The organism is Ensifer sp. R1-3 (assembly GCF_056739175.1).
The window spans coordinates 1,385,612-1,399,688 of record NZ_CP096515.1 but is presented as its reverse complement, the minus strand read 5'-3'; the positions used below and the strand labels follow the sequence as shown (position 1 = coordinate 1,399,688).

The 14,077-nt window shown below is 60.4% G+C and carries 9 protein-coding genes and 1 tRNA gene; all 10 read left to right on the top strand.

The window, feature by feature from the left end; translation table 11 throughout:
• The first annotated feature begins 70 nt into the window (after positions 1-70).
• The 10 genes from M1D43_RS06775 to rpoC all read left to right on the top strand — a co-directional run bounded on the left by M1D43_RS06775 (position 71) and on the right by rpoC (position 13,906).
• A complete protein-coding gene (locus M1D43_RS06775) occupies positions 71-964 on the top strand; it encodes an NAD-dependent epimerase/dehydratase family protein (RefSeq protein WP_498814157.1) in 894 nt (297 codons plus the stop codon).
• Positions 965-1,464: 500 nt separating this feature from the next.
• Positions 1,465-1,540, top strand: a tRNA-Trp gene (locus M1D43_RS06770).
• A 182-nt stretch (positions 1,541-1,722) separates the two neighbouring features.
• The gene (gene secE, locus M1D43_RS06765; RefSeq protein WP_003536180.1) at positions 1,723-1,923 is read left to right on the top strand and encodes a preprotein translocase subunit SecE; all 201 of its coding nucleotides are present in this window, start codon (positions 1,723-1,725) and stop codon (positions 1,921-1,923) included.
• Between the two features lie 16 nt (positions 1,924-1,939).
• On the top strand, positions 1,940-2,470 hold the full coding sequence (gene nusG / locus M1D43_RS06760) for a transcription termination/antitermination protein NusG (RefSeq protein WP_003536182.1): 531 nt from the start codon (positions 1,940-1,942) through the stop codon (positions 2,468-2,470).
• A gap of 215 nt (positions 2,471-2,685) precedes the next feature.
• On the top strand, positions 2,686-3,114 hold the full coding sequence (gene rplK, locus M1D43_RS06755; protein WP_003536188.1) for a 50S ribosomal protein L11: 429 nt from the start codon (positions 2,686-2,688) through the stop codon (positions 3,112-3,114).
• 4 nt (positions 3,115-3,118) lie between these two features.
• Positions 3,119-3,817 (top strand): 50S ribosomal protein L1, encoded by a 699-nt coding sequence (gene rplA, locus M1D43_RS06750; RefSeq protein WP_003536190.1) that lies wholly within the window; start codon positions 3,119-3,121, stop codon positions 3,815-3,817.
• A gap of 332 nt (positions 3,818-4,149) precedes the next feature.
• Positions 4,150-4,668: a 50S ribosomal protein L10 gene (rplJ, locus tag M1D43_RS06745; protein WP_003536192.1), complete on the top strand. Its 519-nt coding sequence runs from the start codon at positions 4,150-4,152 to the stop codon at positions 4,666-4,668.
• Positions 4,669-4,726: 58 nt separating this feature from the next.
• Positions 4,727-5,107, top strand: coding sequence for a 50S ribosomal protein L7/L12 (rplL, locus tag M1D43_RS06740; RefSeq protein ID WP_003536194.1), 381 nt, complete (start codon positions 4,727-4,729; stop codon positions 5,105-5,107).
• A gap of 265 nt (positions 5,108-5,372) precedes the next feature.
• A complete protein-coding gene (gene rpoB, locus M1D43_RS06735; RefSeq protein WP_153314641.1) occupies positions 5,373-9,515 on the top strand; it encodes a DNA-directed RNA polymerase subunit beta in 4,143 nt (1,380 codons plus the stop codon).
• 185 nt (positions 9,516-9,700) lie between these two features.
• Complete coding sequence (gene rpoC, locus M1D43_RS06730; RefSeq protein ID WP_153314639.1) at positions 9,701-13,906, top strand: DNA-directed RNA polymerase subunit beta'; 4,206 nt, start codon at positions 9,701-9,703, stop codon at positions 13,904-13,906.
• Positions 13,907-14,077: the final 171 nt, after the last annotated feature.

Genomic DNA, 14,077 nt, shown 5'->3' with positions numbered 1-14,077 from the left:
TACCTAACCTACGGAGCGGCGCATACAGTACAGTCGCTGCAGCACGTCTTCTTCTGCGTGGGGATATATCATGAAAAAGCGAATTCTGTTTACCGGCGGCTCGGGGAAGGCCGGGCGGCACGCCGTGCCCTATCTCGTCGAGGCCGGCTATGACGTGCACAATGTCGATCTCGTGCCGCTCGACAGCCCCGGCGTCACCAATCTGATCGCCGACATCACCGACAGCGGCCAGATGTTCAATGCGCTGTCGATGCCCCGGGACTTCCCCGATCTCGACCGCGGCACGCAGCCCTTCGATGCCGTCGTGCATTTCGCGGCCATTCCGCGCATCCTCATCAAGCCCGACAACGAAACCTTCCGGGTCAACGTGATGGGGACCTACAACGTCATCGAGGCGGCGGTGAAGCTCGGTATCCGAAAGATCATCGTCGCTTCCAGCGAGACGACCTATGGCGTCTGCTTTGCGGAGGGGCACCGTGACTTCCATCATTTTCCTCTCGAAGAGGATTACGATGTCGATCCGATGGATTCCTACGGGCTCTCCAAGGTGGTGAACGAGAAGACGGCGAGGGCCTTCGCGGAGCGCTCCGGCTTCGATATTTACGCCTTGCGCATCGGCAACGTGATCGAGCCGCATGAATATGCAGACTTCCCGCATTATTTCGCCCATCCGGAGATCCGCAAAAGGATCGCCTGGAGCTATATCGATGCCCGCGACCTCGGCCAGATCGTGAAGCTCTGCGTTGAGAAGGACGGCCTGGGCTTCGCGATATTCAACGCCGCGAACGACACGGTCTCGGCCAACACGCCTTCGCGCGAATTGGCCAGGCAGTTCTATCCGAATGTTCCCTTCACGCGCGAGATCGGCGAATTCGAAGGGCTGCTTTCCAATCGCAAGATCCGCGAGGTTCTTGGTTTCAAGGAAGAGCATGATTGGCGGAAATATGTGCGGCTGAACGACTAGAGTATGTTGAGATTCATCTTGAGTGTACGACGGCTGCTGCGAGATGGATAATGGCGTTGGCGCTCTAGTGGGTTTTGTCGGCTGCAATCTCTCCTCATCTCTGTGCTTGTCACAGAGATGAGAGCAGCGCCGCGTCTGCGGTGCGGGAAGAGTTCTTTCAGCCCAAGGACTTGGTCTGGCTGGATCCCTGTGACGAGCACAGGGATGAGGCGATCAAACAGGCCGCGGCGGGTATCCCGAATCTCGACGGGCCTTAGAACACGAAGATTTTAGGTCGGGTCGACTCAAAATCATGAAGGTGATCGATTCTGTTACGTTGAGACGCGGGTGCAGCGGAAAACCGCACACACTCTGCGTCGCAGCCGCCGATCGAGCGTCCGCTGAAATTTTGTCGAATCTTTTTTGGCTTTTGCTGCGAATGCGCTTGAAAGCGTCCGGCAAACTGAATATTAAGCCGCTGACTTGGGACGCAGCCGGTTCGGGTTGCGTCGCGGCACCGTAGGGGTATAGCTCAGTTGGTAGAGCGGCGGTCTCCAAAACCGCAGGTCGGGGGTTCGAGCCCCTCTGCCCCTGCCATTCTCCCGATCCTGCCGTGTTGGGATGCGTGGGAAGGCGGCACGGCCGTCTTTGTATATTCACAAAAAAGGCTGATTGGCTCTTGTGGTTTTCGCAATCGGTCTTTATGTAGGGTCCAAACAGACACGCGGTGCGTGGGGCTGACACGTCGGCTTTACGCGCCGTAATGGCGTGAGCATTATATGGCATCCAAAACAAATCCATTTGCGTTTCTGCAGCAGGTGCGCGCTGAAACGTCGAAAGTGACTTGGCCTTCACGGCGCGAGACGACGATCTCGACGCTGATGGTTTTCGTCATGGTCTCTTTTGCCGCCGCCTTTTTCTTTGGTGCGGACCAGTTGCTGGGTTGGGTGATGAGCCTGATCCTCAACGTTGGCGCTTGATTGGGTGGAGAGTAGCATGGCTGCGCGCTGGTATATTGTTCACGCCTATTCGAATTTTGAAAAGAAGGTCGCCGAATCGATCGAGGAGAAGGCCAAGCAGAAGGGCCTCACCCATCTCTTCGAGAAGATCCTCGTGCCGACCGAGAAGGTGGTAGAGGTCCGTCGCGGACGCAAAGTCGATGCGGAGCGGAAGTTCTTTCCGGGTTATGTTCTCGTTCGCGCCGATCTGACCGACGAGGCCTATCACCTTATCAAGAACACGCCGAAAGTGACGGGTTTCCTTGGTACGGACAGCAAGCCGGTGCCGATTCCTGATCATGAGGCCGATCGCATTCTCGGTCAGGTGCAGGACGGCGTCGAGCGCCCGAAGCCTTCGGTCTCGTTCGAGATCGGCGAGCAGGTCCGCGTTTCCGACGGCCCCTTCGCATCGTTCAACGGCACCGTTCAGGATGTCGATGAAGAGCGGTCGCGCTTGAAGGTCGAGGTGTCGATCTTTGGCCGCGCGACGCCTGTCGAGCTGGAATACGGCCAGGTCGAAAAGGTCTGATAGAGCGTAAGCCAATAGGAATGGCAGGTCGATTCATCGGCCTGTTCGGCGGAGCGATCCGCATCGCGTGGGAGGTTTCCGACCTTAAGCCGGGTCGGTTCATCCGCACCACGCAACCGCAGCCGCCGATCGATCGATCGGCAAATGGCCGGGCAACCGGCTGATGAGCTCCCTTTTCGGCCTCGCCGCAAAGGAGCAGTGAAAGGCAGAGAGAAATGGCTAAGAAAGTTGCAGGCCAGCTCAAGCTGCAGGTAAAGGCCGGCTCGGCGAATCCGTCGCCGCCGATCGGTCCTGCGCTTGGTCAGCGTGGCATTAACATCATGGAATTCTGCAAGGCGTTCAACGCCGCCACGCAGGAAATGGAAAAGGGTATGCCGATCCCGGTCGTCATCACCTATTACCAGGACAAGTCCTTCACATTCGTCATGAAGCAGCCGCCGGTCAGCTACTTCCTGAAGCGCGAAGCGAAGGTCCAGGCGGGCTCCAAGACCCCGGGCAAGGCCAAGGCCGGCTCGATCTCCAAGGCTCAGATCCGCACGATCGCAGAGGCCAAGATGAAGGACCTCAACGCGGCCGATATCGATGGCGCAATGGCGATGGTTGAGGGCTCGGCCCGCTCCATGGGCCTGGAAGTGACGGGCTAAGACCATGGCGAAGATTGCAAAGCGTGTACAGAAGTCCCGCGAGGGCGTCGATCCGACGAAGCTCTATGGCCTCACCGAAGCCGTAACGCTGGTCAAGGAGCGTGCGACGGCCAAGTTCGACGAAACGATCGAAGTCGCGATGAACCTCGGCGTCGATCCGCGCCATGCCGACCAGATGGTCCGCGGCGTGGTCAATCTGCCGAACGGCACCGGCCGGTCGGTTCGCGTCGCCGTTTTCGCCCGTGGCGCGAAGGCTGACGAAGCCAAGGCTGCCGGCGCCGACGTCGTCGGTGCGGAAGAGCTCGTCGAAATCGTCCAGGGCGGCAAGATCGACTTCGATCGCTGCATTGCGACCCCCGACATGATGCCGCTCGTCGGCCGTCTCGGTAAGGTTCTCGGCCCCCGTGGCATGATGCCGAACCCGAAGGTCGGCACCGTCACCATGGACGTCACCGGAGCCGTGAAGGCTTCGAAGGGCGGCGCGGTCGAGTTCCGCGTGGAGAAGGCAGGTATCGTTCACGCCGGCATCGGCAAGGCTTCCTTCGATGCCAAGGCGCTCGAAGAGAACATCCGGGCCTTCGCAGATGCCGTGATCAAGGCAAAGCCGACCGGCGCCAAGGGCAATTACGTCAAGCGCGTAGCTGTTTCTTCGACGATGGGCCCCGGCCTCAAGGTCGACCCGGCAACGATCAGCGCTGCCTGATAGATAGTTTGACGGGCTTCGGCCCGTAACCAGATTTCCGGCCTTTCGGGGCCGGAAATTCCGGGCCTACCGCCCGGAACTCCTGTCCGAGATTGCGGGTGGTTTTACCTTAATCACCTGGCCCGCATGAGACGGGTAAGATCTGAATTTCACGAAGACGCGGACGCGTCGGAATTCGGTTCGAACCTCGCTTGCCTTGTGTCAGACCCGGCTCCCCGGGAACGCCAAGGGACAGGATCCTCAAGCGTTGCTTGGGATCGAGAATGATCCCGGGTGACAAAGGCAAACCCGGCAGGGCTGCGATGAGCAACCCTGCCAACTGGAGACAGACAGTGGAAAGAGCGGAAAAACGCGAATTCGTCACGGAGCTGAACGAAGTCTTCAAGGCTTCCGGTTCGGTTGTCGTGGCCCACTATGCTGGTGTCACAGTTGCGCAGATGAACGACTTCCGTTCGAAGATGCGCGCTGCTGGCGGCACCGTCAGAGTCGCGAAAAACCGCCTGGCCAAGATCGCTCTTCAGGGCACGGAGTCTGAAGGGATGACCGATCTCTTCAAGGGGCAGACGCTGATCGCTTTCAGCGAAGACCCCGTAACGGCTCCGAAGGTCGTCATGGATTTCGCAAAGACCAACGACAAGCTCGTTGTTCTGGGCGGCGCCATGGGGGCAACCACGCTCAACGCCGAAGGTGTCAAGTCGCTTGCGACCCTGCCTTCGCTCGACGAGCTGCGCGCGAAGCTGCTGGGCCTCATCAACGCCCCGGCAACCCGCGTCGCGACGGTTGTCGCAGCACCGGCAAGCCAGCTTGCCCGCGTGTTCTCGGCCTATGCCAAGAAGGACGAAGCCGCCTGAGGCGGAATTTCGCTGTTGTATTTAAAACCAGTTCGAACCGAACAAAAGGAAAAGTAAAATGGCTGATCTCGCAAAGATCGTTGAAGACCTCTCCTCGCTGACCGTCCTGGAAGCTGCTGAGCTTTCCAAGCTTCTCGAAGAAAAGTGGGGCGTTTCCGCCGCTGCTCCGGTAGCCGTTGCTGCTGCCGGTGGTGCTGCTGGCGCTGCTGCTCCGGTCGAAGAAGAAAAGACCGAGTTCGACGTCATCCTGACGGATGCCGGCGCGAACAAGATCAACGTCATCAAGGAAGTCCGCGCCATCACCGGTCTCGGCCTCAAGGAAGCCAAGGACCTCGTCGAAGGCGCTCCGAAGGCCGTCAAGGAAGCCGTTTCCAAGGCTGAAGCTGCTGACCTCAAGAAGAAGCTCGAAGACGCTGGCGCGAAGGTCGACGTCAAGTAATTCGACGAAATGCGAAAGGGAGGTGGCCCTCGTGGCCGCCTCTCTTTGACCGTTTTTAGAACATATTACCCAAAAGCCTGTCGAAAACGGCTTTTGGGTAATGGGTTCTTCAAGAGGATGGTCCCGATCGAAGGACAGCACAGCATTCCGCGCTGGCGTCTTTCGAATGCTGGACGAGATTGAACTACCCATTGATTGACGGGGTCGACTGGCCATCGGTTCCCGTCCGTTGCAGGCCCGGATGCAAGATTGACAAGGAGCGACGATGGCTCAGACCCTTTCGTTTAACGGTCGTAGGCGCGTACGCAAGTTTTTTGGTAAAATTCCCGAAGTCGCGGAGATGCCGAACCTCATCGAGGTTCAGAAGGCGTCTTACGACCAGTTCCTCATGGTGGACGAGCCCCAAGGCGGACGGCCGGATGAGGGGCTTCAAGCCGTTTTCAAATCGGTATTTCCGATCAAGGATTTCTCCGGCGCTTCGATGCTCGAGTTCGTTTCCTACGAATTCGAGGCACCGAAGTTCGACGTCGAGGAGTGCCGTCAGCGCGACCTGACCTATGCGGCGCCGCTCAAGGTGACGCTGCGGCTGATCGTGTTCGATATCGACGAGGACACCGGCGCCAAGTCCATCAAGGATATCAAGGAACAGAACGTCTACATGGGCGACATGCCGCTCATGACGGACAACGGTACCTTCATCGTCAACGGCACGGAGCGCGTCATCGTCTCGCAGATGCACCGGTCGCCGGGTGTCTTCTTCGACCATGACAAGGGCAAGAGCCACTCGTCCGGCAAGCTGCTCTTCGCCGCGCGCGTGATCCCCTATCGCGGTTCGTGGCTCGACATCGAGTTCGACGCGAAGGACATCGTCCATGCGCGTATCGACCGCCGCCGCAAGATTCCGGTGACGTCGCTTCTGATGGCGCTCGGAATGGACGGCGAAGAAATCCTCGACACCTTCTACACGAAGTCGCTCTACCAGCGCGACGGCGAGGGCTGGCGCGTGCCGTTCCAGCCGGATGCGCTGAAGGGCCAGAAGACACTGGCAGACATGATCGACGCCGATACCGGCGAGGTCGTTGTCGAGAGCGGCAAGAAGCTGACGCCGCGCCTGCTCCGGCAGTTGCAGGAAAAGGGCCTGAAGGCGCTCAAGGCGACCGACGACGATCTCTACGGCAACTATCTCGCCGAGGACGTCGTCAACTTCGAGACCGGCGAGATCTATCTCGAGGCCGGTGACGAGATCGACGAGAAGACGCTTCCGGTCATTCTTTCCGCCGGCTTCGATGAGATCCCGGTGCTCGACATCGACCACATCAATATCGGCGCCTATATCCGCAACACGCTTTCGGCCGACAAGAACGAGAACCGTCAGGACGCGCTGTTCGACATCTACCGCGTCATGCGTCCGGGTGAGCCGCCGACCATGGATTCGGCCGAAGCCATGTTCAATGCGCTCTTCTTCGATGCCGAGCGCTACGATCTCTCGGCCGTCGGCCGCGTGAAGATGAACATGCGCCTCGATCTGGACGTTCCGGACACGGTTCGCACGCTGCGCAAGGAAGACATCCTGGCCGTGGTCAAGATGCTCGTGGAACTGCGTGACGGCAAGGGCGAGATCGACGACATCGACAACCTCGGCAACCGCCGCGTCCGCTCGGTCGGCGAGTTGATGGAGAACCAGTACCGTCTGGGTCTCCTGCGTATGGAACGTGCGATCAAGGAGCGCATGTCCTCGATCGAGATCGACACCGTGATGCCGCAGGACCTGATCAACGCGAAGCCGGCTGCCGCAGCCGTTCGCGAATTCTTCGGTTCCTCGCAGCTCTCGCAGTTCATGGACCAGGTGAACCCGCTTTCGGAAATCACCCACAAGCGCCGCCTTTCGGCACTGGGTCCGGGCGGTCTGACCCGCGAACGTGCCGGCTTCGAAGTGCGCGACGTGCATCCGACGCATTACGGCCGTATCTGCCCGATCGAAACGCCGGAAGGCCCCAACATCGGTCTGATCAACTCGCTTGCGACCTTCGCCCGCGTCAACAAGTACGGCTTCATCGAGAGCCCGTACCGCAAGATCGTCGACGGCAAGGTGACGAACGACGTCGTCTATCTGTCGGCGATGGAAGAAGCGAAGTATCACGTTGCACAGGCAAACTCGGTGCTGGATAACGACGGCTCCTTCTCTGAAGAATTCGTCGTTTGCCGCCACGCCGGCGAAGTCATGCTGGCGCCGCGCGACAACATCAACCTGATGGACGTTTCGCCGAAGCAGCTCGTCTCGGTCGCGGCCGCGCTCATTCCGTTCCTCGAGAACGATGACGCCAACCGCGCGCTGATGGGCTCGAACATGCAGCGTCAGGCCGTGCCGCTGCTGCGTGCGGAAGCGCCCTTCGTCGGCACCGGCATGGAGCCGGTCGTCGCGCGTGACTCCGGTGCTGCGATCGCTGCCCGCCGCGGCGGTATCGTCGACCAGGTGGACGCGACCCGTATCGTTATCCGCGCCACCGAAGACCTGGATCCGTCCAAGTCGGGCGTCGATATCTACCGCCTGCAGAAGTTCCAGCGCTCCAACCAGAACACCTGCGTCAACCAGCGCCCGCTGGTCACCGTCGGTGACGTGATCAACAAGGGCGATATCATCGCGGACGGTCCGTCGACCGACCTCGGCGATCTGGCGCTCGGCCGAAACGCCCTCGTCGCGTTCATGCCCTGGAACGGCTACAACTACGAAGACTCGATCCTGCTCTCCGAGCGGATCGTGCGTGACGACGTCTTCACCTCGATCCACATCGAGGAATTCGAAGTGATGGCGCGCGACACCAAGCTTGGTCCGGAAGAAATCACCCGCGACATTCCGAACGTTTCGGAAGAAGCGCTGAAAAACCTGGACGAAGCCGGTATCGTGTACATCGGCGCCGAAGTTCAGCCGGGCGACATCCTCGTCGGCAAGATCACGCCGAAGGGCGAGAGCCCGATGACGCCGGAAGAAAAGCTTCTGCGCGCGATCTTCGGCGAGAAGGCGTCGGACGTTCGCGACACGTCGATGCGCATGCCCCCGGGCACCTTCGGCACGGTCGTCGAAGTGCGCGTCTTCAACCGCCATGGCGTCGAGAAGGACGAGCGCGCGATGGCGATCGAGCGCGAGGAAATCGAGCGTCTCGCGAAGGACCGCGACGACGAACAGGCGATCCTCGACCGCAACGTCTATGCGCGTCTGGTCGACATGCTTCGCGGCCACGTCGCCGTTGCCGGTCCGAAGGGCTTCAAGAAGGGCACCGAGCTCTCCAACGTCGTCATCAGTGAATATCCCCGCTCGCAGTGGTGGATGTTCGCTATCGAGGACGAGAAGGCGCAGGGCGAGATCGAAGCGCTTCGCGCACAGTACGACGAATCCAAGTCGCGCCTTGAACAGCGCTTCATGGACAAGGTCGAAAAGGTTCAGCGCGGCGATGAGATGCCTCCGGGCGTCATGAAGATGGTCAAGGTCTTCGTCGCCGTGAAGCGCAAGATCCAGCCGGGCGACAAGATGGCCGGCCGTCACGGCAACAAGGGTGTCGTGTCGCGGATCGTGCCGATCGAAGACATGCCGTTCCTGGAAGACGGCACGCATGTCGACGTGGTTCTGAACCCGCTCGGCGTGCCGTCGCGCATGAATGTCGGTCAGATCCTCGAGACCCATCTCGGTTGGGCTTGCGCCGGCATGGGCAAGAAGATCGGAGCGATGCTCGATGCATACAAGGCGGGCGCTGATATCCAGCCGCTGCGCGATACCATCGACAGCGTCATCGGATCTGGCCCGAAGGGCGAGCCGATCAAGCAGTACGACGATGAATCGATCGTCCGGCTTGCCGAGCAGACCCGCCGCGGCGTTTCGATCGCGACACCGGTCTTCGACGGTGCCGTCGAAGCGGACGTCAACGAGATGCTGGAGCAGGCTGGCCTGAAGGTAACCGGTCAGTCGACGCTCTATGACGGCCGTACCGGCGAGACTTTCGACCGTCAGGTGACCGTGGGCTACATCTACATGCTGAAGCTCAACCACCTGGTCGACGACAAGATCCACGCCCGTTCGATCGGTCCTTACTCGCTCGTTACCCAGCAGCCGCTGGGCGGCAAGGCGCAGTTCGGCGGTCAGCGCTTCGGCGAAATGGAGGTCTGGGCTCTGGAAGCCTACGGTGCCGCCTATACGCTGCAGGAAATGCTGACGGTCAAGTCGGACGACGTGGCCGGCCGCACCAAGGTCTACGAGGCGATTGTCCGCGGCGACGATACCTTCGAAGCGGGTATTCCGGAGAGCTTCAACGTTCTCGTCAAGGAAATGCGCTCATTGGGCCTTTCGGTCGAGCTGGAGAACTCCAAGGTCGACGACGTCGGTAGCACGGCGCAGCTGCCGGACGCGGCCGAATAAGAGTCATCAGGTGCGTGCCGCTAAGCGGCGCGCACCGTTTCCGCCGTCGGGCACCTGATTGTCCGCGGCAGGAACAGGGCCGCACCCGATGCGGTTTTAGCTGTTTATGGGGCAGGGGCCGGCGCCCGGGATTTGCCGGCACTCTCGCCAAGCTCAGGGCTTAAATGCCCGCAAAGGAGACAGGCATGAACCAAGAGGTCATGAATCTTTTCAATCCGCAGGTGCCTGCACAGACCTTCGATTCCATCCGGATTTCGATAGCGTCCCCGGAGAAGATTCTTTCCTGGTCTTACGGTGAGATCAAGAAGCCGGAGACGATTAACTACCGTACCTTCAAGCCGGAACGCGACGGTCTTTTCTGCGCCCGCATCTTTGGTCCGATCAAGGACTACGAGTGCCTGTGCGGCAAGTACAAGCGCATGAAGTACAAGGGCATCATCTGCGAAAAGTGCGGCGTCGAAGTCACGCTGTCGCGCGTTCGCCGCGAGCGCATGGGCCATATCGAGCTCGCCGCGCCCGTTGCTCACATCTGGTTCCTGAAGTCGCTGCCGAGCCGCATCGCAACGCTGCTCGACATGACGCTCAAGGATATCGAGCGCGTCCTCTACTTCGAGAACTACATCGTCACCGAGCCGGGTCTGACGTCGCTCAAGGAAAACCAGCTCCTGAGCGAAGAAGAATACATGATCGCGGTCGACGAGTTCGGTGAGGACCAGTTCACCGCGATGATCGGCGCCGAAGCGATCTACGAGATGCTCGCATCGATGAATCTCGAGAAGATCGCGGGCGATCTGCGTTCGGAGATGGCCGAGACGACGTCCGATCTGAAGCAGAAGAAGCTGATGAAGCGGCTGAAGATCGTCGAGAACTTCATGGAATCCGGCAATCGTCCGGAATGGATGATCATGAAGGTCGTTCCGGTGATCCCGCCGGACCTGCGTCCGCTCGTGCCGCTTGACGGCGGCCGTTTCGCAACGTCGGACCTCAACGATCTCTACCGCCGCGTCATCAACCGCAACAACCGCCTGAAGCGGCTGATCGAACTGCGTGCGCCCGGCATCATCATCCGCAACGAAAAGCGGATGCTGCAGGAATCCGTGGACGCGCTGTTCGACAACGGCCGCCGCGGCCGCGTCATCACGGGTGCGAACAAGCGTCCGCTGAAGTCGCTCTCCGACATGCTCAAGGGCAAGCAGGGCCGCTTCCGTCAGAACCTGCTCGGCAAGCGCGTCGACTATTCCGGCCGTTCGGTCATCGTGACCGGTCCGGAACTCAAGCTGCACCAGTGCGGCCTGCCGAAGAAGATGGCGCTCGAGCTCTTCAAGCCGTTCATCTACGCCCGCCTCGACGCCAAGGGTTACTCCTCGACCGTCAAGCAGGCGAAGAAGCTGGTCGAGAAGGAAAAGCCGGAAGTCTGGGATATCCTGGACGAGGTCATCCGCGAGCACCCGGTTCTTCTGAACCGCGCGCCGACCCTGCACCGCCTGGGCATCCAGGCCTTCGAGCCGATCCTGGTCGAAGGCAAGGCGATCCAGCTGCACCCGCTCGTCTGCACGGCCTTCAACGCCGACTTCGACGGCGACCAGATGGCCGTTCACGTGCCGCTGTCGCTCGAAGCGCAGCTCGAAGCACGCGTGCTGATGATGTCGACGAACAACATCCTGCATCCGGCAAACGGTGCCCCGATCATCGTGCCGTCGCAGGACATGGTTCTCGGCCTGTACTATCTCTCGATCATGAACCAGAACGAGCCGGGCGAAGGCATGGCCTTCTCCGACATGGGCGAATTGCACCATGCGCTGGAGACCAAGGCCGTCACCCTGCACGCCAAGATCCGTGGCCGTTACAAGACCGTCGATGCCGAGGGCAACCCGGTTTCGAAGATCTATGAAACGACGCCTGGCCGCATGATCATCGGCGAACTCCTGCCGAAGAACCCGAACGTCCCCTTCGAAACCTGCAACCAGGAAATGACCAAGAAGAACATCTCCAAGATGATCGACACGGTCTATCGCCATTGCGGTCAGAAGGACACGGTCATCTTCTGCGACCGGATCATGCAGCTCGGCTTCTCGCATGCCTGCCGCGCCGGCATTTCGTTCGGCAAGGACGACATGGTGATTCCGGACACGAAGGTGAAGATCGTCGGCGACACCGAAGCGCTCGTGAAGGAATACGAGCAGCAGTACAATGACGGCCTCATCACCCAGGGCGAAAAGTACAACAAGGTCGTCGACGCCTGGGGCAAGGCGACCGAGAAGGTCGCCGAAGAGATGATGGCGCGCATCAAGGCCGTCGAGTTCGACGACAGCGGCCGCCAGAAGCCGATGAACTCGATCTACATGATGTCGCACTCGGGCGCCCGCGGTTCGCCGAACCAGATGCGTCAGCTTGGCGGCATGCGCGGCCTCATGGCAAAGCCTTCGGGCGAGATCATCGAAACGCCGATCATCTCGAACTTCAAGGAAGGCCTGACCGTGAACGAGTACTTCAACTCGACTCACGGTGCCCGTAAGGGTCTCGCCGACACCGCCTTGAAGACTGCGAACTCCGGTTACCTGACCCGTCGTCTCGTCGACGTGGCGCAGGACTGCATCGTCACGCATACGGATTGCGGCACCGACAAGGGCCTCACCATGACTGCGATCGTCGATGCCGGTCAGGTCGTGGCCTCGATCGGCCAGCGTATCCTCGGCCGTACGGCGCTCGACAACATCGACAACCCGGTCACCGGTGAGCGCATCGTCGATGCCGGCAAGATGATTCTCGAGCCGGACGTCGTCGCGATCGAGACGGCCGGTATCCAGTCCGTCCGGATTCGCTCGGCTCTGACCTGCGAGATCCAGACCGGCGTCTGCGGCGTTTGCTACGGCCGTGACCTCGCTCGCGGTACGCCTGTCAACATGGGCGAAGCCGTCGGCGTCATCGCGGCTCAGTCGATCGGCGAGCCGGGCACGCAGCTGACCATGCGTACGTTCCACCTTGGTGGTACGGCAACGGTGGTCGACCAGTCGTTCCTGGAAGCCTCTTACGAGGGCACGGTTCAGATCAAGAACCGCAACATGCTGCGCAATTCCGATGGCGTACTCGTCGCCATGGGCCGCAACATGGCGATCCAGATCCTCGACGAACGCGGTGTCGAGCGCTCCTCGCAGCGCGTTGCCTACGGTTCGAAGATCTTCGTCGACGATGGCGACAAGGTGAAGCGCGGCCAGCGTTTCGCCGAGTGGGACCCCTACACCCGTCCGATGATGACGGAAGTGGAAGGTACCGTTCACTTCGAAGACGTGGTCGACGGCATCTCGGTTCTGGAATCGACCGACGAGTCGACCGGCATCACCAAGCGCCAGGTCATCGACTGGCGTTCGACGCCACGCGGTACCGACCTGAAGCCGGCGATCGTCATCAAGGACAAGAACGGCAACATCGCCAAGCTTGCCCGCGGCGGCGAAGCCCGCTTCATGCTCTCGGTCGACGCGATCCTTTCCGTCGAGCCGGGACAGAAGGTCAGCCAGGGCGACGTTCTTGCCCGTTCGCCGCTCGAAAGCGCCAAGACCAAGGACATCACCGGTGGTCTGCCGCGCGTTGCCGAACTGTTCGAGGCGCGTCGTCCGAAGGATCACGCCATCATCGCTGAGATCGATGGCACGATCCGTTTCGGCCGCGATTACAAGAACAAGCGTCGCGTGATGATCGAGCCGGCGGAAGACGGTGTCGAGCCGGTCGAATACCTGATCCCGAAGGGCAAGCCCTTCCATCTTCAGGATGGCGACTACATCGAGAAGGGCGACTACATCCTCGACGGCAATCCGGCGCCGCATGACATCCTGGCGATCAAGGGCGTGGAAGCACTTGCTTCCTATCTCGTCAACGAGATCCAGGAAGTCTACCGACTGCAGGGCGTTGTCATCAACGACAAGCATATCGAGGTGATCGTCCGGCAGATGCTCCAGAAGGTCGAAATCACCGACGCCGGTGACTCGACCTATATCGTCGGCGACAACGTCGATCGCATCGAGCTCGAGGACGTCAACGACTCTCTGCTTGCCGAAGGCAAGAAGCCCGCCTTTGGCGAGCCGGTGCTGCTCGGCATCACCAAGGCATCGCTGCAGACCCCGTCCTTCATCTCGGCCGCTTCGTTCCAGGAGACCACCAAGGTCCTCACCGAAGCTGCGGTCGCAGGCAAGACGGACAATCTGCAGGGCCTGAAGGAGAACGTCATTGTCGGTCGTCTCATCCCGGCCGGTACGGGCGGCACGATGACACAGATCCGCCGCATCGCTACGGCCCGCGACGAGTTGATCCTCGAAGAGCGCCGCAAGGGCACCGGTGCGGAAAGCGCCACGCCGATGCTCGCCGACATGGCGAACGATCCCGCCGCGGCGGAATAAGCGGAAAGGGGAGGGTATCTGCCCTCCCTGGTGAAACAATAAAGCCGCCTGGAGCGATCCGGGCGGCTTTTTCAGGTCGATGTGTTTGGCGTCGATGCGCTACAGCGCCGCGCGTCTTATCAGACGCGCAAAGGTCGCTGTAACACTTTTATCTGCTGCATGTTTTTGTCC

What these genes read in the sequence shown, in the direction of transcription:
- M1D43_RS06775 (WP_498814157.1), top strand. Translation starts at nt 71, where the DNA reads ATGAAAAAGCGAATTCTGTTTACCGGCGGCTCGGGGAAGGCCGGGCGG.
- rplL (WP_003536194.1), top strand. Translation starts at nt 4,727, where the DNA reads ATGGCTGATCTCGCAAAGATCGTTGAAGACCTCTCCTCGCTGACCGTC.
- rplA (WP_003536190.1), top strand. Translation starts at nt 3,119, where the DNA reads ATGGCGAAGATTGCAAAGCGTGTACAGAAGTCCCGCGAGGGCGTCGAT.
- secE (WP_003536180.1), top strand. Translation starts at nt 1,723, where the DNA reads ATGGCATCCAAAACAAATCCATTTGCGTTTCTGCAGCAGGTGCGCGCT.
- rplK (WP_003536188.1), top strand. Translation starts at nt 2,686, where the DNA reads ATGGCTAAGAAAGTTGCAGGCCAGCTCAAGCTGCAGGTAAAGGCCGGC.
- rpoB (WP_153314641.1), top strand. Translation starts at nt 5,373, where the DNA reads ATGGCTCAGACCCTTTCGTTTAACGGTCGTAGGCGCGTACGCAAGTTT.
- nusG (WP_003536182.1), top strand. Translation starts at nt 1,940, where the DNA reads ATGGCTGCGCGCTGGTATATTGTTCACGCCTATTCGAATTTTGAAAAG.
- rpoC (WP_153314639.1), top strand. Translation starts at nt 9,701, where the DNA reads ATGAACCAAGAGGTCATGAATCTTTTCAATCCGCAGGTGCCTGCACAG.